This window comes from Companilactobacillus furfuricola (genome assembly GCF_003946325.1).
Classification (GTDB): Bacteria; Bacillota; Bacilli; order Lactobacillales; family Lactobacillaceae; genus Companilactobacillus; species Companilactobacillus furfuricola.
The window spans coordinates 1-21,557 of record NZ_RHNT01000037.1 but is presented as its reverse complement, the minus strand read 5'-3'; the positions used below and the strand labels follow the sequence as shown (position 1 = coordinate 21,557).

Here is a 21,557-nt window from a genome sequence, read left to right as displayed (position 1 = left end):
AGAAATGAAAGAAAAGTCAGAAATGGCTGCTTAATAAATTATTATATTTAAACTGTCCGGTTGAAAAATCTGCCTCACGACATCGATTTGAACTACCCGGGAAGATCACCCGGGCATTTCAAATACGAGTCTTCCTCTAAGCTCCTTCGTCGCCAAGAGGAATTTGGCTACTGAACCCATATAGCGCCCCGCCCCTCCACCTAGGTTGGTGTTCAACCAGCTCTTTTTTTTGGAGTTTTTCCGATTTTTATGGATTAAGTTGGCTTGTCTTGCTGCCCTATTCTGCACTTGTCTATCTCTCTATGCTCCAGAATAGTAAAAATGGTAAAACAAATGCAAAAACAAAAGAGGGGCAAGTACATGAATCTTTGAGAAACATAAGGGTTAAAAAAAATCTCAAAGGCGTGCTGCCTTTGAGATTGAAACTGCTTTTATTTTGACCAAGTATCCTCCCTCAGAACACTAAAATCATGCAAAAACACCCTTAAACAAACCGATTATTCGTGTTCGCTTATTTCGATGATCTCATCATAGAATGTGTGGACAGGTATTTCCAATTTCTGGTTCAACAAAAACACCTCTTGTTGAGTAAATCCTAGTCCCTTAATCTTGCGGTATACGGTTGAAACTGAAACGTCCAAGGCATCCGCGATTGTCTTTTGTCTGATCTTATGAACAACAAGGTATGACACTAGTCCGGAATTCGTCAACAATCTTATCACTCCGCTTTTATTAATTTTTTGCGAACATTCTTTACCAAATATAAACTTGACTATTAAATTGTATTATCAAGAAAACATTACCTCAATAGCTGGCGCGCAAATGCGTCATATAAGATGTGCTAAGACTATATTTGACATGTAAATTGTATTTTTTAAAAGATTTGCTGAAAAAATTTTTCAAAAATCATCAATTTACGATTTAATTATTTTCAGGTTTTTGTATAGAGGATATCTATAAATGTTGTTCAAATACAGTTCTTAACACATGAATACATTTCTATTATAAATATCATGAGGAGAAATGAAAATAAAATGATTTATGAAAAACTGCTTATTTTACACGTATTTATAGTAAATATTTGAAAATTGATACACTTTTTATATAACATTTGATAAATCAATTATCAATTGGTCTATGCACTTCATGATGTGCGTTATATAACGGATGGATATGGTCATTTTTTGATTAAAATAGAACACAAAAAAAGAGTAGCTTAAGCTACTCTCCATAATTATTAACGAGGCATTGGTTTCAAAAGCTTGTCCCACAATGGTTTGACTGGTTCTGGTTGAGCCATTGGTTGTGGTGCTGCTACCTTTTGTACTGCTTCGTGAAATTCATTTGGAAAATTGTTCATAATAATTTGCTCCTTTAGATCATTGTTTTGTTATTTGGGTTTAGGGAAAAATGGATGGATCAGTGATCCACTGTATTTAATAAAAAATATTTTTATTTAAATTGTTTTAATTAAAATGTTGTTACTTGATCGAAGAAATTACCAACAGCACCGACGATGTTTCCGGCTGTATGGATTCCTGTACTGATACCTGCGCGTAATGAGTTTAATAAAATCATGGATGTTACCTCCGTAAAAAATTATTTTTTGTTTTTATAATTAGAATCTTGTTACTTGGTCAAAGAAATTACCAGCTGCATCAACGATGTTTCCAGCTGTATGGATTCCTGTACTGATACCTGCACGTAATGAGTTTAAAATGATCATAGTTATTTACCTCTTGTAATTTTTTATAGTCGCTTTAAATTAATTAGAATCTTGTTACTTGATCGAAGAAATTGCCAGCTGCATCGACAATGTTTCCGGCCGTGTGGATTCCTGTACTGATACCAGCGCGTAATGAATTAAGAATAATCATATTCTTTAGCACCTCCTTGACTTGGTATTCGTTTCAGTGGCATGTCGCCATTTTTTATCTGTAGCTTGTTACTTGGTCGAAGAAGTTACCAACAGCATTAATGTCGTTACCAACTGTACCAATACCAGCGCCAATGGCTGATCTTAAAGAATTAAGAATAATCATATTAGCTACCTCCTTTACGTGTTATATCTTCGCTTTGGTAGCTTAAAAAAGGCTTAAATATTTGTTGATTAACTATTTTGTAATATTACAAAAATAATACTAGGTTGAGTGTGGGTTGTTTGGTTGTACGTTCAATGCCGGTTCCGGGGCGGGGCGCTATATGGGATTGGAACGTAGCCGACATCGATTTGAACTACCCGGGAAGATCACCCGGGAATTTCAAATACGAGTCTTCCTCTAAGCTCCTTCGTCGCCAAGAGGAATTTGGCTACTGAACCCATATAGCGCCCCGCCCCTCCACCTAAGTTGGTCATCGATATTTTCTTGGTGTGGTCTGCTCCCTATTTCTTTTGATCAAATCGGCTCTTTTTGGTGTTCCCTGACTTTCACTTGTCTATCTCAATTTTTTTCTGAATTAGTAAAACCAAGGACAAATAATTTATTGATTCTTCTAACTTCCAAAAAATCATTTGTCTTTTATTCTTGGAATCTGTATACTCTTAATCGTAACAATTACTATTTACAGAAGTGAGGGATTTTTATGGCTGAAAAGACTGATTTGGCTAGTGCTGGGTGTCGGATTGCTAGTTCTAATAAGAAGACTCGGCGTCGTGCTCTTAAGTTGATCAAAGAATTCAAGCGGGCACAAATTAATAAGGTGGCAAAATAGTTATATAATTAGAGATAGATTTTTTTGAGGATGGGATTTTTATGAAGAGGAAGAAATATTTATTTGGAGTTTTGTTTTTAGCAGTATTTTTATTAGTCGGTTGCAACCGAACTTCGACTGAGAAGAAGATTATGACTACTACTAATACTTACTATGAACCGGTCAAGGCTATTGTTGGGAATAAATACGAGGTGGAACCGATTATTAAGTCGACTGCGGTCGATCCTCACGATTACAAGCCAACTACCAAGGTTTCTAAACAAATTGCTGGTACTCCGCTTGTTGTGGCCAATGGTTTAGGCTACGACGACTGGGTCAACGATATTGTTGAAGCAAATAATATGCAAGATAGCAAACTTAGTCTAGGCGAAGACGTTCTTCACGAAAAAGACGGAACTAACGAACATTTGTGGTTCAGCGTTGAAAATGTCAAGAAGCTTTCCAAGACCGTTTACCAACGAGCCTCTGAGATGGATAAACTCAACAAAAAAACTTATAAGAAAAACTACCAAGCATACAGCAAAAAGCTGGATAAGCTGATCGACAAAGAACATCAAATCAAACAAACGACCAACGGCCAAAAAGCTTACGTGACTGAGCCACTCCCCGACTATTTGTTGAAAGATCTAGGCATCTCCGTTCAAGATAACCACTTTGCTAAAGCCATCGAAGACGGAACCGATCCATCGATCAAAGACGTCCAAGAGATCCAGACTGGCTTAAAAAACCACAAAGTCGACTATCTAGTGGTCAATAAACAAGTCACCAGTGGCGTAATCAAAAAATTAGTCAAAACCGCCAAAGAAAACAATGTCAAAATCATCAGCTTAACCGAAACCCTACCAAGAAGCGTGGGATATTATAAGTACATGAATGACATTTTGGATAAATTTGCAAAATAAAAAACATCTCTATTGTTAAAAATTGACAATAGAGATGTTTTTTTGTACTAATATTTAATGATTTCTAGATGTGCAAAATAATTGATATGGCGACGATAAATTGGGCCAGTTGCCCTATCTCCGAAACCCAAGCGCTTATAATTGCCTCCACCGATAAAGTAATGAGTATAGTACTTACGAGCAAAGTCAGGATCATCAATGATCGGTGCAACGATATGGGTTAAATCTCGCGGAATATAGCCAATAAAATATGCACGATCATTGTCGGCATATATCATCACTTTAATGGCATTAGCATCATGAGGATTATCGGGTTCATGTTCTAAAACCATATTTCCAAAATCTTGATGCAAATTAAATTCGTAAATCCTAGATCCAGAATAATATCTCCTCACCCCTGAATCATAATATCGAACATTTTGCTCAATCAGATTAGTAGCTTTTAAAGCCCTAATTAACTTTTCAAAATTTTCTTGATAATAACTGACACCAACAACTTTGGACGAAAAAACCGCAAAGGGAGTCAACTGACTTTTTGAAAATTTGGAATAAATACCTTTTTCACCAGAATTGGGCGTATACGATGCCGAAATAGGAGTTACTCGCTGGTTAATATTCTCAAAGCAAGAATCATTTGCCTTACCACTTTTAACACCAACTAAAGAAATGGGCTCAATCCACCGGTCAGGGTGCAATGAATCAGACATCTTCCCATCAATATCCATTTGCTTCTTAACCGACGATTCATAATCAGATTTCAAGTCAAGAATCAAGTGATACAATCTACGCACATTTTCTCTCTGAGATTTCGTATAGCCAAATATAGTAATCACATTATCAGCTGTAGAATCACGAAAAGCCAAAATACCACGATCAAAAATGCCCTGCTCCAAATCAGTAATCACTTCAATACATCCACGGGAAAAAGCAGTCGGCATCAACAAGCAAATTTGCCTAATTTCTGAATATTCAAACACTTTAGAAGCCCTGCAAAAACGCATTTGATGCCAATCGAACCACCGCTTCACACAAATCAAACGAGAACCGTAAATCTCAATATCACCATCAACGCCGTGAATAATCCCCTTCGCATCCATAAAGCCCCCCCACAGAACAACGTTAAAAACAAATAATAATTCAACTAGATAATAGATCATATATCATGAATATACCAGGAAAATTAGGTATAAAAAAAGCGCAAGGGACCCAAAAGAATCCGAAAGCGCGCTAATAAGAAAACATAAGATAAAAAAGTAATAAGGCAAGAGTGCGAGGAATGAGCACGCGAGCAAGAAGCGAAAGTAAAAGAAGAATAAAAGTATTTAATCTTATCTAACAAAACATTTAAAAGAAAGGTAGCAAAAGCAATGTAAGTCAGGAATCAAGAATGAGCGGAGCAAAGTCCCGCGAACCGAGAAAAGAATAAGTGGTCAAGACAGAGAAAGTATTACAAAAAAGACAATGAAGCTCCTACTCCCCACCATAATAGATAAAGCCTGAGATAGACATGTGAGAAATAGAACGAGCAAAAAGTGCCAATTTGTACAAAATAAATCGGTAAATCTCAACAAAAGGGGGGGATTATGTCACTATCTAGACGGAGGGGCCCGGGGATACAGCCCTCAGCCGCCAAATTCCTCTTGGCGACGAAGGAGCTTAGAGGAAGACTCGTATTTGAGATTGTTCGGGCGAACTTCCCGAATAAGCTCAAATCGACGTCGGCAGCGTTCCAGTGGCTGTATCCCCGGGCCCCGGAGTCGGCATTGAACGTAGCAACCAAAATACCACCTCAACACCCAGCTAACCAAACAAACTAACAGCCTCCAGCAAAGTAAAATGCTTCTGTCTGCGTTACTCTCTCACATCTTTAACACAAGCATCGCAAAGCCCAATAACCTCATAATGCTGCGAATCGATCTCAAAACCAGGCAGCTTATCACGAACCGACCCCATATCAGGCTTATCCAGCTCCACAACCCGACCACAATTCTCACAAATAAAATGACTATGATCAACATTATCAAAATCACACTGATACTTAGCCCTCATCCCATTATTAAACATCCGGGTCTCCACAACATGCAACTCTTCCAACATCTCAACATTACGATAAACCGTCTCATAACTCATCCGATTAAACTCTTTTCGCAACTGATGATCGATCTCCGTAATAGGAACATAAAAATCACGCTTATTAAACAAATAATCCAACATCCGAGTCCGTTGCTTAGTAATACGAACATTATCATTTTTCAACAGCTCGATCGCTTGATCATATGCTTTTTCAGTCTTAACCATGTGAACACTCCTTAAAAACAAGCACGCAAAAAGGCGCAACCAACATTGCACCTTTAAACGCAATTTATTAAATTGTACAACAGATTAGTAATATTTACTATTTACAGCTTTTGACTAATAACCTTGCTGCAAGTCGATAACATTTTCGATCACTTCGCCATTCTCGAGCATCGACTTCAAATTCTTCTTAAAAATACGGAAAGCTCTCTCTTCATAATGTGGACTACGACCAGCATTGTGAGGCGTCACAATAACATTTTTCATATCCCACAAAGGATTGTCATCAGGCAGCGGCTCGGGATTAAAGACGTCCAAAGCAGCTCCAGCGATTTGTTTCGTTTCCAAGGCCTTGATCAGATCAGAAGTATCGGTCGTCTTACCACGTCCGATGTTGATATAAATACCATTAGGATTCATCTTTTCAAAAACGTCTTTATTGAACATATTTTCAGTAGCTTTAGTATCAGGCAAAATATTCACGATAAAATCAACTTTAGCGACGGCTTCGTCCAATTTATCCATCGACATCATTTCGTCCATGTTCTCAGTCGGTTTAGCCGTCCGACGCATACCGATCGTCTTCATTCCTAAAGCTTTGCAATACTTACCAAGGACCGTACCGATATTTCCAGCACCGACCATTACAACTGTTTTGTTAAAGACCTCATCATAAGGCTCGTCCAATTTCCAAAGATCATTATCTTGATCGCGCATCGACAAGTGCAGTTTACGGACGAACATCAACATGTAAGCCAAAGTTTGCTCGGCGATATTGATTGCATTGGCACCCGATCCACTAGTAACCACGATATGTTCCTTGCGAAGGTCATCCAGTGGCAACGCATCAACGCCAGCACGAATAGTTTGGATCCATTTCAAATGACCATTAGCGACCGCATGGTCCTCCAACCGATTCGACCAGCCATAAATAGCGTCGACCTCAGTCAGATCTTCCTTAGTAGCTTTTTCAGGCGAAACTACTTCCAAAGTAATATCATCAGATAATTCCCTGATCTCACGTTGTTGTGAATCCGTGAGTGGAATAAAACTCAAAATCTTCATTTTTTAGCCTCGCGAATTAAATTTAGACGATTAACGTGACCTTTAGGAAAAAGTTGATAAGAAAAATATTGCATGAAAATATTTTAAGAAAATAATTTTTTAAAAAATATACTTAATCGAACAATAAGATATCATTTTTCCCAAAAAATAAAGTCAGGCATTACGTCTGCTACTTTATTTAATACACCTTTTTACCCAATGTCAATTAAATAGAACATCATTATTATTGGTCGATGCTGCAACAAAGTAAGTCGTATCTATGCCTGACTACATACATTTATATATTATATTTTATTATTAATATCACACTATCCTAATTTGGCATACTCTGCATCAGTAACCTTTTCAAGCCATTCAGAAGTACCCTTAGTAATAGCAACGTGAGAAAACCAGCTGTCAGCAGTAGCACCATGCCAATGCTTAACACCTTCCTTGATTACCACAACGTCACCTTTTTTCAAAAGCTGAGCAGATTTGCCCCACTCTTGATACCAGCCTTCGCCACCAGTAACCAACAAAATTTGGAACCCATCATGATGAATATGCCAATCATTACGGCACCCAGGTTCAAAAGTAACATTACCGATACCAAAATCAATATTATCCTCAGGACTAACTAACCCTTGCAAATAGCTCTGACCGATAAAATATTGAGCATAAGCATCATTCTTCTCACCAACAGGAAAAACCCCATCATTTTTCAATTCTTCAAATTTAGCCATAAATTATTCCTCCGTCCAGATTTCTTTAGCACGATTAAAAGCAGACCAAGCCTTAGGCCAGCCAGCATAAAAAGCCAAGTGAGTAATCTCAGCCACAATCTCTTCCTTAGAAATCCCATTCTGCTTACCGATCTTCAAATGAGCATCTAATTGTTCAGTATTACCAGCAGAAATAATGCTAGCAATAGTGATAAAAGAACGATCATGAGCCGACAACTCATTTTCCTTATCCCAAACTTCACCAAATAAAACATCATCATTCAAGGCAGCAAATTGAGGAGCAAATTCACCCAAATTATCGCGCCCAGCAGTTTGTTTTTTAGCCATAAACATTACCTCCATTAATTAATGACTAAAGTAAACACCTTAAAGTACACTTCAAGTCAAGAGAATAAGTGAATTTTTTCAAAAAAACGACCATTCGAAGCGAGACTGTCCCTCAAGGCGAGAGTGCGAGAGTATCGAGCACGCAAGCAAGAAGCGAAGGCAAGAGAACAAAAAGAATATCAACTCTTATCTAACCAACAAAACATGAAAATCAACAACAGCAATGTAAGTCAGGAAACAAAAATGAGCGGAGCAAAGTCCCGCGAACCGAGAAAAAAGTCAGTGATCTAGAAAGAGAATATATTCAAACAAGAAAAGGAAGCCCCTACTCCCCACCAGAATAGATAAATCCTGAGATAGACATGTGGGAAATAGGACGCGCAAACATTGCCAATTTGTACAAAATAAATCGGTAAAACTCACCCCAAGGGGGGATATTGTCACTATTTAGACGGAGGGGCCCGGGGATACAGACGCTGGAACGTACCCGACGCGATTTTGAGCTACCTGGAAGACCACCAGGCATCTCAAAACTCGGTCTTTCTCTAAGCTCCTTCGTCGCCAAGAGAAATTTGGGTACTGAGGTCTGTATCCCCGGGCCCCGGAGTCGGCATTGAACGTAGCAACCAAAATACTACCTCCATCCCAGCTAACCAAACAAACTAACACTAATCCAGCAAAATAAAACGCCTCTGTCTGCCATAGCTCACTTACATCTTTAACAGCAAAAAAAATAAGGCTCCCATAAGAAACCTTACTCAGCATGATTCATATTTTCCAAATACTCAGCAAAACCTTCAGAATCAGAAATCCGACCATCAGTCTTCCCAGAATACCAATCGATCTTATCATTCAAAATAGTCAAACTATGATCAAGATCGTCCATCTTCTTCATAAAATCTTCCCGAACCGACTTCAACAAATCAAGTCGCTTAGGAATAGTAGCATCGCCTTCAGCACGCCACTGAACATACTTCTTAAGCTGATCAATAGACATCCCAGTACTCTTCAGATGTAGCAAAAACTTAATCCAGTTAACATCAGCATCAGTATAATACCGAAGCCCATTTTCTGATCGGTGTGGCTTAACCAAACCTTCTTTTTCATAGTAACGAAGTGTTGGACTGGTCAACCCGGTCATTTCTGCGAAATCACCAATGCGGTAGTGTTGTTCAGTTCCATTCATCGTATCTGTCGTCATAAAATCTTCCTTTTCATTCATAATTGTTTGAAGTTGACTTAAAGTCTAACATTTATTTTCTTAAATGCAAATATTTATATTATATATAAAAATCCAAAAATAGCTTCGGTAATATTAACAAATAAAACAGCACCATTTCTAGAAATTAATTATTACTAACGAAAACTAGTAACGTTGTCAAAGAATTGTCCGATGGCAGCAATATCATTTTCAGCAGTACGTAATCCAGTACTAATACCAGCTCTTAAAGAATTAAAAAATACCATTAATGACTCCTCCTTCATTTGTTATAAATATTATGAATGCTAAACCTTAATTGAAGCTTAAATCTAAATAAAATATTTAATTTAAATCTATTCCTCCATCTATATTTAATATTTGTCCAGTTACGAAATCATTTTGCATTAAATACACATATCCAGAAGCTACCTCTTCGATCGTCGCCACTCGCTTTAAAGGAACTCCTTGAGAAAAGTTTTTTACTTGTTGCATGACATCAGTTTCTGACATATCTCGCCACAATCCAGTCGGCGTCCAAGTCGGTGAGACTGCGTTGACCCGATAATCAGGCGCTAATTCAACAGCTAAACCGGCCACCATGGTGTTAATCGCCGAATTACCAACAATCGCACCAGAGGCGTCATATGGGTGTCCACCTGAACCAGATGTAAAAATCAGAGACCCTTTTTTATTTAAAAAATTGTGAGCGATCCGGGCGAGCTGTAAATTGGCAAAAAACTTATCTTCGACAGTTTGACGAATTTTTTCAAGCGAACTATCTAAGAATCCACCTCCCATCGCTCCACCCAATGTGGAAATTATATGATCGAATGATTGAGTTGATGCAAAATAATTTTTTAAATCCGTTGAATTAGTTGCATCTAAGACAGTTGCTTCAATGTCAGTGTGTTCTTTATTGAAAGTAGCTACTCTTTTGGGATTTCTACCGATGACCTCTACTTCTGCTCCTTGTTGCGTCGATTGGATGGCAACCTCGCGTCCGAAACCTGAAGTGCCACCTACGACTAGTATTCTTTTGTTGGATAGGTTCATTTTTGTTGTCTCCTTTTTGATGCGATTAGGATAAAACTGTTATCTTAAATCTAGCTTGGATTTAAAAACACCCCTGAGGTTGGTCGAGAATTTGCTCTTCCTTTTCAGGGGTGTTTTTTTGTTGGATTTACTTGTGTCAGAGTTTGTAAATTCGGTATTAGTTATGTTTGTTTCAAATGTTGGTATTTTAATTACCAAACCACGATATTTTTATACCAAACCCGTTTACTTAGATTGCCAAACGGGATTATTTGAATAACCAAACGTTGCCCGTTTTATAGTGGAAACGAGCTCCAGCGCACAGCGGCCTCCGGTTTAGAAACTGTCAGCAGGCGCGGCTTCGCCGCACCTTGGGTGCTGACAGTCCCTAAATCCTCAGCAGCTGACCGTGCGCTTCCGCTCTCTATTTTGAAACGAGCTCCGCGAGGTAGCGGCCTCCGGTTAACACGGGTGGTCGCGGCACTGCTTCGCATCACCTTGTGCGACCACTCGCGTTAATCCTCAGCAGCTGACCAACCTCGCTGCGCTCTCTTTATTTTGAGATTTTGTTCATCCATTTGAACATTTCGTTCAAGTTGTAATCTCCGGCGTGTCCCTTGCCCCATTCAAGGTGATAGTTGACGTCTTTGTTTTCGTTCTTTAGTTTTTGAGCGAAGATTGTTGGTACGGCGATTGATGTGTTGGCATCTTTTTCACCGTATCTGATGTACCAGTGTTGTGCTGTATCAGCGTTGTTTTCGCCGACGAAGTCCATTGGGTTCATCATTTTGATGATGCTTGAACTTGCTTTGGATGTCTTGTTTTTAGCTGTGTTGTTTTCTTGACTGTAGTCAGTAAAGTGTTTCTTATTGACGGTTGCTGTTCCCATTTCTTGGTTTTCAGCATTTGATAAGTCGACGCCATCAAAGGCAGGAGCTGGTTTCATTCTGCCGACGGCCTTGTTATACTTCTTCAAGTTAACATCAGTTACTTTCTTGTTCTTGATGGTCAAGAATGGATATTTCTTTTCAGTAATGTTCTTGCCATTGTCGATAGCTGTTTGAGCTGAATCGATGATTGTTTGTTTGATCAAGTTGTTGAATGAACCTGAGCCGTCAGAGTTCATCTTCAAAGTATTGCCGTCATCGTCTTTGAGTTTCAAGCCATTGACGTAATCTGGGAATTCTTTCTTCAAATCCTTCGAGATCTTCTTTTGTGCTGAAGTCAAAGTCGTTGCTGCTGGAGTTTCACCAGGCATGTGCATTCCGTTGACGTAATCGTTGATACCGTTAAATTGCCATTCGTAGGCAGCATCAGCGTTTTCTAAGTTCATGATCGGACAGAAGTCCATTGATGCAAAAATATTATCTGAAGTATCGGCAGCACCGATGGCCTTTAGATATGGAGCGTAATCTTTGGCATTACCTGATGCACCTAGCAATCCAGATATCGCACCACCGGCACTTGTACCGTCAGAGATGATCTTGTTTTCATTACCAGGGATCTTCTTAGAGTTGAGTTTCAAGTAACGAACGGCGGCTTTTAGATCGACGATCGCAGCTGGAGCTTTTCCGGTATACTTGCCGTTTGCTTTTGTAGTTCTACCTCTAGCACCAGGTGCTGCTACGATATAACCTTCTTTTAGAGCTTTTTCAGGAGCACTGTTTTGTCCTTGTGGAGCACCACCAGTTGCAGAAACTCCTGTACCACCAGCACCAGGTGCTGCTGGAGAACTTGATGATGAGGTTGCTGCAGGCGCAGCAGCTGTTGATGTCGTCGTTGAACCACCAATAGTTGTTGGTTCACCCGGCATATATCCACCAATTGAATTTGGTAAGAAGACTGGTGCTGTCTTCTTCGTATATCCATTTAACTTCTTATTCTTGAAGTATGCTTCAGGAATATAAATGTTCATCTTTTGATACTTCTTATCGACTGGCTTGCTTACGTAAACTATATTTTCATAAGCACGATACTTGATCGTCTTATTACCAGATTTGATAGTTCTAGTTTCATACTTGGCATTTTTAAAGTCTAAGCTGATTTTTTTGCCACTGTATGTCGTGCCATTTCGGTAGTAGGATTGTGATTTCTTGTATGTGGTAGATGCAAGATCACCAGACTTCAAAGTCTTGCTACTAGCGGAATCGTCCTTGTTGCTTGAACAGCCAGCAAGGACTAATACTGCTAAAAACATCGTAAATAAAGCTATGGTAGTTTTTTTCACGTTGTTCCCTCCTCAAATTGATGTATCCAGAATAGCACACTAAATGAAAAATTTTATAACGTCGTTTAGATTGTAACATTCTGATTTTTTAGTTATATATTACATATTGGAATAGAAAAACACCTAATCTTCCTACTAGAATATGGAAATATTAAGTGTTTTATTTAAGTTTAAATTTTTTTCTACTTATTATTAATCATGATATCCAAAATCTCTGGATCCGTTTGTCGCATCCCCTTCGATGCTAATTGGCCAATATTTCGAATCGTTTGGTCGATGTCTTCACTGATCATCCCATTACTAACGGGGATCTCAACACCTTGTTGTGCTAACTTAACGGCTCGATACATTGATGACACAACGTTACCGACCTTTAAGGCACAAGCACAACCGGCGCCATCGCAAATCATACCAACTGCATCTTCGGCCATATTATTAATGGCTTTTTGAGCAACTTCAAAATTTTCGTCGAGCAAGTAACAAACACCAACTGCTGAGCCCATGGCTGCTGAATCAGCCGCGCAAAAAGCCGATAAAACGGGCAAAAACGAATGAATATAAATAGCCACTAAATGTGATAACGCTAGAGCTCGAATAAATTTCTCCTGCTCGATTTTTTGCCGTTGGGCGACAACATAGACCGGAATCGTAGCCGTGATGCCTTGATTACCCGAACCAGAGTTAGTCATGGCGGGCATCATCGCACCACCCATTCGCGCATCAGCAGCTGCCTGAGTATAAATCAAAAGTTGGTGATCGAGAGTGTCTTCACACAGCACTTGCTGTAGTTTCCGACCTGATTGAAGGCCATATAAATTTTTCAACCCTTCATTAGTCAAGGTAACATTGAGCTCGGCAGCTTTTTTGATAAAAGAAATTTTTTCTAAAGGCACTTCAAGAGAAAAATCCCAAATATTGCGTAATTTTTTAGTACGAATCCAATCGTCAATCGTTGACTGTTTTGTAGTTTGTTGCTCTTCTTGCTTCAAGATAACTTGGTCATTTTTTATGATCTCAACAATATTAGTGTGACTACCTACTATTTTTGTCGTAACCGTATTTAGTAAAGTTTGAACCTTGACTTGTACGAAAAACCCCGGACAATCCTTAGCTAGTTCTATCTTAACCTTACCAGATTCAGCTAATTTCTTGATTTCTTCAATCTCAGTTGACTCGATATCGGAAATGACTTTTAGTCCTTTATCTGGATCGCCAGCGAAGAAACCAGCAGCCGTAGCAACTTCTAAACCGGGTTCACCAGTGCCTGGCACGATGACCGCTAAAGCATTTTTATAAATATTTAAAGACACTGATACCCTTATTTGTTCAACCACTTCATCTGCCGCTAAATATTTTCGACTAGTTGCAGCAGCTAAGGCGACTGCTACGGGTTCTGTACATCCTGTCGCTGGCACAACTTTCTCTCGTAGAGCTTGAATGAATAATGTCACATCTTTGTTCTCCATATTGATACCTCTTTGAATCTAACGTTTACCTACTGATACTAATATAGTATGGATCTAGTGCGGTCGCAACGGTAATTATGAAGATAATGATATCGCTTCATATTGACTTTTTGATTACCTTTTTATACACTTCTCAATGCTGCTTTGAAGGAGGAACCATGACATTTTATCAGAAATTACAACTGGATCCGTTCGTATTAAAAAAACAGATCCACAACTCTGTTTCAAAAAACGAGCGTCAAAAGTTATTCTTCATTATGTTTTTACGAAGCATTTTTATCGTAACCTTTGCAATTGGATTCATCTCGGCAATAGGTTACTGTTTTGGAATGGAAAATTCTTTTCTAGCCGTAATATTGTTTTGCATGTTGCTAAGTTTGCGTTTCGTCCATTTTGGTTATAAGATCAGCCATTCGATCGTCAGTCTAGGAATAATTTTTATCGTACTGTTTTCAATACCGCTGATTTTCGAGCTAGAGAATTTTTATTTGAAATTTATTCTCAACTTGCTCAATTTATTATTGCTGCTCTTTTTGACCGGAAAAGACCCGAAAATGGGTAATCCTGGGTTATATTCTTTTTCGTACATCTTCTTGCTGGGAACTAGCACCAAACTCAACGTAGTCCAATTGAACTCCCGTTTTTGGTTGTTGCTAAGTTGCTTCATTTTCTTCTCGGTCATCTTTTTCCAAAAGCATCGCCATAAGGACATGGAAGTTTCGATCTCCCAATCGATATTTGACAAAGGAATCGCATCAATGCGTAATATTTGGCTAGCTTACTACGCAGTCGGCACTAGTCTGATCATTTTATTGAGTGAAGTTTGGGACTTGCCTCGCGCGATGTGGGTCGGTTTTGCTTTTTCATCAATCATTTCGACGTTTGATTTCTCTAGTTCCAAAAATCGCGTAATCGATCGAATGATTGGTGTTATTGCTGGCTCTATTTTGTTCATGGTGTTGGTTAACTTCATACCTAAAGACTGGCTAGGTATCATTGGTGGAATCTGTTTAGGGCTTTCTGCAACTTATCGATTTAAAAATGTTTTCAACTGCTTTGGTGCTTTGGCACTAGCTTTTACTATTTTTGCTGGGAACTCCGCCGTTGTTATCCGGATATTTGATAACTTGGTTGGAGTTTTGTTGGCTGTTATTTATGTGTTTATTTGGAAGTTCTTATTGCGGTGTATGCCGTTTGACTTGGATGCTTTGCGTAAATAATTTTATTTTTTTCTCTGGAAAACAGAAAAAGGACAAATACAATTGTCAGCATGAAAATGCTGATTTTGCATTTGTCCTTTTTTACATCGCTGTTGAATTATTGCTAAGGATTCTGATTGAAAATATCAAAATTGTCAGTTTTTATCAAACAAAAATATTTTGGATGCTAAAATCTGACTGCCTTTTGGCAAAATAGGTTCATATAGTATGGATAAACTCCAACATTCTTATTTCTACCAGATATTAACTCGCTTGTCTGGATCCAACCACATGCCATCGTCTGGTGTGATGTTGAATTCTTGGTAGAATTCGTCCATGTTTTGGGCCATGACGTTGGCTCTTAGTGGGCCTGGCGAGTGGACGTCGGTCTTTAATAGTAGTTCGTTGAATTCTTTGGTTGCTTTTAGGCGCCATACTCTGGCCCAGTTGATGAAGAATTCGCGTAGGTTTTCGTCTTTTTCAGTTTTGGCCGCTTCTAGAGCACATCTTAGACCGCCGACATCGGCTACGTTTTCGCTGACTACTAGCTTGCCGTTTACTTTGCCGCCGTTGTATGGGATGCCGTTGAATTCGTTGATCATTTTTTGAGTTAGATCTTTGAACTTGGCATAATCTTCGTCAGTCCACCAATTGTTCATATTTCCAAACTCATCGAATTGGGCTCCGTTATTATCGAATGCGTGGGAGATTTCATGCGCTATGACTGCTCCGATACCACCATAATTTTGACTGCTTGATTGCTTCAAGCTGTAAAATGGTGCTTGCAAGATTGCTGCTGGAAAAGTGATGTCATTTCTAGATGGATCGTAACAAGCGTTGACCATGTGACCTGGCATCAACCATTTTGCCCGGTCGACTGGTCTGTGATAGCTGTCCAATTCGTCTTGACGACGGATGCGTCTAAAGTTGATCACGTTATCGTATAACGATGAAGTTTCTTCAACTTCGAACTTGGAGTACAATTCGTCGATCTTATCAGGATAGCCGACTTTGATCTTGATCGTCTCCAATTTCACGATGGCCTTTTTCTTTGTATCTTCACCGAGCCAAGTATTGTCATTGATCCGTTGTTCATAGATCGAGATCATCTTCTTGACCATGTTTGTAACGTCATCTTTGGCAGCTTGACCAAAATATTTCTTCCCATAATAAGTACCAACTACTTGTGAAAAAATATTGGCAGCCTTATGGTAGGCATACTTCGTTCTATTCTTGAGTTCCTTGGCACCACTCAAAGCTAAGGAGTATTCGCCGATAGTTTGGCGGAACTCTTCATCAAGATTTGAAGCGTTGTCAGTCAAGTATGTGACTAACATCCATTCTTTGATGTTTTCGAAATTTTCTGAGTTTACTAATTTGTTTAAATTGTCCAAGTAACGTGGTTCTTCTATGATAACTTTTTCAGGAGTTTCATCGATCAAGTCCACGACTTGTTTTTCTAGGTTCAATGAGTTGGACTTAGTAATGTATTCTTTAAAGTCCATTGGGTTGTAGATCTTAGTGTAATCGGCCCACTCTTCTTGACTCTTGACGATCGGTACTAAAGACTTATCAAAGGCTAAAGCCTTTTTAACAATAGCTTGGGCTTTGTCTAGGTCATAGCCGATCATCGAAAGTAATTTTACAGAAACTTCACTAAACTTTTTCAGTAATGATTTGCCTGACTCGTTGTCGTCGTCATAGTACGATTTGTCGGGTAAGATCAGATCTGCTCCCTCGATGTAGACAACGTTGGTTGAAGTGTCTTTCATATCAGCATCGATCGAAACATCGATCGGTAATGGGAAATTGTCAGCCGAAAGTTCGGCTAACTTATCGCTTAAATCGTTGATATCCTTTAAATCAGTGATCCGTTGGATATCTTTTAAAATCGGCTGTTGATGGAACTTGTCCAAGTGATCTACATTGTTTGCTAAACGATAAAGTTTGACTGCTTGAAATAAGAGGTCATCCTTGATCGTATCCTCGTTGTTGGCGAATTCGTGAAAATCTTTCATTAATGTCTTTTCGACATCCTCATCCAGGTCCATGAATCCACCAGTTCTAGGCTTATCAGCTGGGATAACGGCTTTTTCTTGCCATGCACCGTTAACTGCTAAGTATAGATTATCTTTTTCATTAGCCGGTTTGGCATTGACCATATCGCCTGCGCCACCAACTATCTTGCTTGTAAACATGCCTTCACCACCAAATATAAGTTAAATTATGATTATTGATTGAGTACTACTATAACACTAAAAGGAGGTTAGGACTTAGTCCCAGCCTCCCTGCTTGGTTAAATTACTGATTTATCTAATAACACTGACTGAAACCTTAGAGTCGTTAACGATCCGAGCAGCTTGTGAACCGATAGTATTACGGTTGCGATTCTTCTCTTCTACACCAACGATAACTAAGTCTGGTTGGAATTTCGGAATTACTTGTTCAACGATGACATGACCTGGATTACCTTCTGTAACCATTAAATGAAGATCTTGTACACCGTAAGTCTTAGCTTTTTCACCGTATGCTTCAAGGAGTCCCTTGATCTCATCACGACGTTCTGCGAGTGTATCTTTGTCTAATGATTGGAAAATGTTCAAATCGCCTGTTTCCAAAACAGAGACGATACCTAATTTGGCATTGTAGTGTTTTGCTAGAGAACAAGCATAATTAAAAGCATTCTTTGATGAAACAAAGTCATCTGAATCGACACAGATCAAGATACGATCATATTCGATTTTCTTAACATTGTAATCCTTTAATTCGTCCATTTTTACAGCCCCCTATTTTTCAAAATCTCTTCCTTTGTTGACTTCAAAATATTTGTCAAAACGCTTTACATAGTTGTGGAACATGTATGTTAATAACAACCAGCGCTTAAAGGAACGATCTTTGTCATAGAAAACGGTCGTGCCAATTCTGTCTTGTTTAATAAGTTCTTCAGCATAGTGACTAGCTTCATTATCGGCTGCGTACTTGCGGAATACCTTAACTGGAACTCCAAGCCAAAGCTTGTGCTGTGCTTTGTTCTTATTTGCGTAAACAGTTGGCTCATTTTCTAAGCTATTTTCAATATAATCTTCTACGACATATTTAGCAAGATTGTAGCCATTCAATGTTACGAAAAAGCTGCTTCGTCCCATTCTTAAGTTGATCTCGAAAAACTTGAAAGTCTTGTCTCGAGAGTCATATTTCATATCAAAGTTAGCGTAACCCGTGAATTTAATGTCTTCAAGGAATTTTTGAACTAAGTCATAAACGTCTTGATTAAATTCAGGTACGATAGCGACATAGTTACCGATTGCTTGCGGAGTTGGGTCCTCTAAAATTGGATGACCTAAACACATCATCTTCACGTGATGTTCTTGATCCACGTAGGCATTCAATACACGCATGTTGGAATCGTCTCCGGGGATAAAGTCTTGCAAGATCAGATCTGATGTATATCCATTGTCATAGATCTTACCAACGATATCTTTGAACTCTTCATCTGAATGGATCGTGAAAGCTTTTTTCCGACCTTCAAAATGGATATCGAGCCATTCGACACTATTAGCAGGCTTTAAAGCTACCGGATAGTCGTAAGGATTCTTGATGTCTTCTTTATCTTCATACATTGCCTTAGTGATGATGGTAGTTAAAGGATGCGGCAATTTGTGTTCGTCGGCGACCTTATAAAAACTCTCCTTGTTGTTCAATGATCTTAAGAGATCATAATCAACGTATGGGCAAATAAATGTCTTTGATAATTCTTCTTTATGTTTACTAATTAATTCGGCGTAGCCATCGCCACAACCGATCAAAATTACGGGTTCATCATGTTTATCATATTCTTTAGCGATCTGGCGCATCTTTTCAATAAAAACAGGATCTTCGGAAAATCCAGAAAAGAGAGTAAGATCAAGTATTTTGGTAAAACGTGTTGGGGCTAATTGTGCTTCGGCGTATGCTTTGACTGTTTCACCATATAGATCATGGAACGCACGAGCCATGCCGTACACGTTCATATCACTACCTAAGAGTACGGGCGTGAATTTTTTTCCTGATTCAGTTTCGATAGGTATCAACCTCTCACTCTATTTCGATTATTTTAGTTATTTACAATCATTGTTGATTATACCATATTTGTTGGTTTGGATACTTTTTGTGGTAATCGACTCAATATGATAGCAATAATTTGGTATTAATTCAAATTTACAATTTTTTGATGTTGGGGGGGATGGAGGTAGTAGTTTGGTTGTGCGTTCAATGCCGGTTCCGGGTCGGGGCGCTATATGGGACTGGAACGCTGCCGACGCAATTTTGAGCTACCTGGAAGTTCGCCAGGTAGCTCAAAACTTGGTCTTTCACTAGGCAATAAAATTGCCAAGTGAAATTTGGCGGCTGAGCCCATATAGCGCCCCGACCCTCCACCTAGATAGTATTTATAATCCCCCCTTGGGTTGAGATTTACCGACATTTTGTGTTCAAATTGGCACTTCTTGCTCTTCCTATTTCTCACATGTCTATCTCAGGATTCTTCTATTCTGGTGGGAGTTGGCGCTTCCTGATTTTTTCTGTTCTATGTTCTCTTTCTTACTTACTTATTTCTTTTTCGGTTCGCAGGACTTCGCTCTTCTCATTTTTTTGGTTTGTTCCACTTTATTTCTCCATGCTTTTCTTTTGCCGAAACTTCTGTTTGATGGTTCTCTTTTGTGCGTGGTTCGGGGCTTTGCCCCTTCACGCTTCTTGCTTTTTTCGTTCTAAAAAATCAGACGTCTTTCCATTTGCTGGATTCGATGTCTGATTTTTTTGTAATTATTTGATTTGAATTTATCTGATTATAGTAAGCAGGCTGCTACTCCTACTAAGCCTGGGCCTGTGTGTACTCCTAGGGCTGGGCCTACTATGCCGAAGAATTCTTTTTTGCCGTGGACGCCGTTTTCTTCTAGTTTGGCTAGTAAGTTTCCTCCGGCTTGTTCGTCGTCTCCGTGGCTTACTCCGATTAGGTAATCTTTGTGATCGCCTACGAATTCTTTGATTTTTTCACGCATGATTTTTTGGCCTTTTTTCATTCCTCTGGCTTTGGCTATTGAGGTGTAGATCCCTTCTTCGTTGCAGGTGATTACTGGTGCTAGTTTTAGCATGCCTCCTACTACTGAGGATACTAGGCCGATTCTGCCTCCTGCTCTTAGGTAGGTTAAGGTTGGAATGCAGAAGTAGGTTACTGTGTTGGCGCAGATTTTTTCGACTTGTTTTACTATTGTTTCGAAATTGTCTTCTGTATCGACTAAGTCTTTTGCTGCTACGGCTATCAAGCCTGCTCCGATGGCTACTTGTTTCGTGTCGAAGGCGTGATAGGTGAAGCGGTCGTCTTGTTCTAAGAAGGTGCTTAGGAAGTTGTAGGTTCCTGATAGGTTTGAGGAGATCGAGATGGAGATTATTTTGTTGTAGCCCGCATCGTATGCTTCATCTAGAGTTCTTTGAATTGAGTCTCCTGTTGGTAATGAGGTCTTGGGTATTTCTTGTTCTAGGTTGTCATAAACTTGCTTAGAAGTGATATTTACGCGATCTAGGTAGGTTTTGTCTTTATAGTTGATCTGCATTGGTAGCTCATATACTCCCGGTTTATTTAAATACTCCTCTGGGATATCACAACATGAGTCCACGATTATTGCTATTTTATTAGTCATTTTGGTCGCCTTTCTATTTAGTCGTTATTTCCAATTGTTAAAATCTTTCTCGTCATGAGTTTTGTTGCAAAGGTCCGTGTGACTAAATCGATCACCAGACTGCTCAAAAGTTCCGTGTCTTCTGGAACTGGAGCTTTGTTTTTGCCTAGGTTCTTTAAGGCTGCTTCTTGTTTTTCGCAAAAAGTATTATAAGCGGATTCTACGCTAGTTAAGGCGATGGTCTCCGATTCGATGCCTCGTTTGATCTCATCCATTGACATTACTTGTTTTAAAAAAGTTATTACGATCAAATAAGCTAGCTGTTCTCTGTGGTAGCGCTTTTTGATCGGTGCTGGCATCATGCCGTTTTTAACGTAGTTGTTTACCATTGATTGTGTTACGATCGGCGATTCGCCGATCCAGACTGGTTTGACATATTGATCTACTAATGTGATTAGTTGATCTTTATATAGCGCTAGGTCTGGTAGGTTGTTCCATCTTGGTAAGCTGTATTGGGCTACTTGCTTGAGCCAGGTGTCTAGTTCATCCATGGTTTCCCTCTTCCCTTGATTGGTATCTGTTTATTATAACTTACTTATCTAGTTTTGAAAACTAGGTGTAGTGGTTTGGGATATTGCTTTGTTGTGGGGGGAGAGGTAGTAGTTTGGTTGCTACGTTCAATGCCGACTCCGGGGCCCGGGGATACAGCCACTGGAACGCTGCCGACGTCGATTTGAGCTCCTCGAAGAAGACCA

Annotated in this window: 20 protein-coding genes; 4 read left to right on the top strand and 16 right to left on the bottom strand. The window is 39.2% G+C overall.

What is annotated here, in order from left to right:
• Window positions 1-497: 497 nt before the first annotated feature.
• Entirely contained in the window at window positions 498-713 is a 216-nt protein-coding gene (locus EKM78_RS09250) for a helix-turn-helix domain-containing protein (protein WP_125771589.1), read from the bottom strand.
• A gap of 524 nt (window positions 714-1,237) precedes the next feature.
• Window positions 1,238-1,360, bottom strand: coding sequence for a hypothetical protein (locus tag EKM78_RS13315; RefSeq protein WP_281273621.1), 123 nt, complete (start codon window positions 1,358-1,360; stop codon window positions 1,238-1,240).
• An 801-nt stretch (window positions 1,361-2,161) separates the two neighbouring features.
• Here EKM78_RS13315 and EKM78_RS12745 point away from each other — a divergent pair.
• The 3 genes from EKM78_RS12745 (at window position 2,162) to EKM78_RS09245 (ending at window position 3,614) form a co-directional block, all read left to right on the top strand.
• Window positions 2,162-2,317, top strand: a complete 156-nt coding sequence (locus EKM78_RS12745; RefSeq protein WP_164507283.1) for a hypothetical protein — start codon at window positions 2,162-2,164, stop codon at window positions 2,315-2,317.
• A gap of 266 nt (window positions 2,318-2,583) precedes the next feature.
• The gene (locus tag EKM78_RS12740) at window positions 2,584-2,712 is read left to right on the top strand and encodes a putative metal homeostasis protein (protein WP_164507282.1); all 129 of its coding nucleotides are present in this window, start codon (window positions 2,584-2,586) and stop codon (window positions 2,710-2,712) included.
• Between the two features lie 41 nt (window positions 2,713-2,753).
• Complete coding sequence (locus tag EKM78_RS09245; protein ID WP_125771587.1) at window positions 2,754-3,614, top strand: metal ABC transporter solute-binding protein, Zn/Mn family; 861 nt, start codon at window positions 2,754-2,756, stop codon at window positions 3,612-3,614.
• A gap of 47 nt (window positions 3,615-3,661) precedes the next feature.
• Here the strand turns inward: EKM78_RS09245 and EKM78_RS09240 are convergent, their stop codons facing one another.
• The 9 genes from EKM78_RS09240 to EKM78_RS09200 form a co-directional block, all read right to left on the bottom strand.
• Window positions 3,662-4,711, bottom strand: coding sequence for an HIRAN domain-containing protein (locus tag EKM78_RS09240; protein ID WP_164507281.1), 1,050 nt, complete (start codon window positions 4,709-4,711; stop codon window positions 3,662-3,664).
• A 754-nt stretch (window positions 4,712-5,465) separates the two neighbouring features.
• Window positions 5,466-5,912 (bottom strand): Fur family transcriptional regulator, encoded by a 447-nt coding sequence (locus EKM78_RS09235; RefSeq protein ID WP_125771583.1) that lies wholly within the window; start codon window positions 5,910-5,912, stop codon window positions 5,466-5,468.
• Window positions 5,913-6,026: 114 nt separating this feature from the next.
• Entirely contained in the window at window positions 6,027-6,974 is a 948-nt protein-coding gene (locus EKM78_RS09230; RefSeq protein ID WP_125771581.1) for a D-2-hydroxyacid dehydrogenase, read from the bottom strand.
• A 308-nt stretch (window positions 6,975-7,282) separates the two neighbouring features.
• Entirely contained in the window at window positions 7,283-7,696 is a 414-nt protein-coding gene (locus EKM78_RS09225; RefSeq protein ID WP_125771579.1) for a cupin domain-containing protein, read from the bottom strand.
• 3 nt (window positions 7,697-7,699) lie between these two features.
• Window positions 7,700-8,023 carry a carboxymuconolactone decarboxylase family protein gene (locus EKM78_RS09220; RefSeq protein WP_125771577.1) on the bottom strand — a complete coding sequence of 108 codons (324 nt, stop codon included), beginning with the start codon at window positions 8,021-8,023 and terminating at the stop codon, window positions 7,700-7,702.
• Between the two features lie 754 nt (window positions 8,024-8,777).
• A complete protein-coding gene (locus tag EKM78_RS09215; protein ID WP_425453540.1) occupies window positions 8,778-9,245 on the bottom strand; it encodes a MerR family transcriptional regulator in 468 nt (155 codons plus the stop codon).
• Window positions 9,246-9,566: 321 nt separating this feature from the next.
• Window positions 9,567-10,277: an SDR family oxidoreductase gene (locus tag EKM78_RS09210; protein WP_125771573.1), complete on the bottom strand. Its 711-nt coding sequence runs from the start codon at window positions 10,275-10,277 to the stop codon at window positions 9,567-9,569.
• A gap of 532 nt (window positions 10,278-10,809) precedes the next feature.
• On the bottom strand, window positions 10,810-12,483 hold the full coding sequence (locus tag EKM78_RS09205) for a subtype B tannase (protein ID WP_125771571.1): 1,674 nt from the start codon (window positions 12,481-12,483) through the stop codon (window positions 10,810-10,812).
• 182 nt (window positions 12,484-12,665) lie between these two features.
• Window positions 12,666-13,949, bottom strand: a complete 1,284-nt coding sequence (locus tag EKM78_RS09200; RefSeq protein WP_125771569.1) for an L-cysteine desulfidase family protein — start codon at window positions 13,947-13,949, stop codon at window positions 12,666-12,668.
• A gap of 158 nt (window positions 13,950-14,107) precedes the next feature.
• On the opposite strand from EKM78_RS09200, the gene EKM78_RS09195 reads away from it, so the two are divergent.
• A complete protein-coding gene (locus EKM78_RS09195) occupies window positions 14,108-15,169 on the top strand; it encodes an FUSC family protein (protein ID WP_164507280.1) in 1,062 nt (353 codons plus the stop codon).
• Between the two features lie 233 nt (window positions 15,170-15,402).
• On the opposite strand, the gene EKM78_RS09190 is transcribed toward EKM78_RS09195, so the two are convergent.
• The 5 genes from EKM78_RS09190 to EKM78_RS09170 all read right to left on the bottom strand — a co-directional run bounded on the left by EKM78_RS09190 (window position 15,403) and on the right by EKM78_RS09170 (window position 21,353).
• Window positions 15,403-17,346 carry a M13 family metallopeptidase gene (locus tag EKM78_RS09190; RefSeq protein WP_125771565.1) on the bottom strand — a complete coding sequence of 648 codons (1,944 nt, stop codon included), beginning with the start codon at window positions 17,344-17,346 and terminating at the stop codon, window positions 15,403-15,405.
• A 111-nt stretch (window positions 17,347-17,457) separates the two neighbouring features.
• Complete coding sequence (locus EKM78_RS09185) at window positions 17,458-17,922, bottom strand: universal stress protein (RefSeq protein WP_125771563.1); 465 nt, start codon at window positions 17,920-17,922, stop codon at window positions 17,458-17,460.
• Between the two features lie 12 nt (window positions 17,923-17,934).
• A complete protein-coding gene (locus tag EKM78_RS09180) occupies window positions 17,935-19,158 on the bottom strand; it encodes a carboxylate--amine ligase (protein WP_125771591.1) in 1,224 nt (407 codons plus the stop codon).
• Window positions 19,159-19,971: 813 nt separating this feature from the next.
• On the bottom strand, window positions 19,972-20,823 hold the full coding sequence (locus EKM78_RS09175) for a DegV family protein (RefSeq protein ID WP_125771561.1): 852 nt from the start codon (window positions 20,821-20,823) through the stop codon (window positions 19,972-19,974).
• A 17-nt stretch (window positions 20,824-20,840) separates the two neighbouring features.
• The gene (locus tag EKM78_RS09170; RefSeq protein ID WP_125771559.1) at window positions 20,841-21,353 is read right to left on the bottom strand and encodes a DUF1836 domain-containing protein; all 513 of its coding nucleotides are present in this window, start codon (window positions 21,351-21,353) and stop codon (window positions 20,841-20,843) included.
• Window positions 21,354-21,557 lie beyond the last annotated feature (204 nt).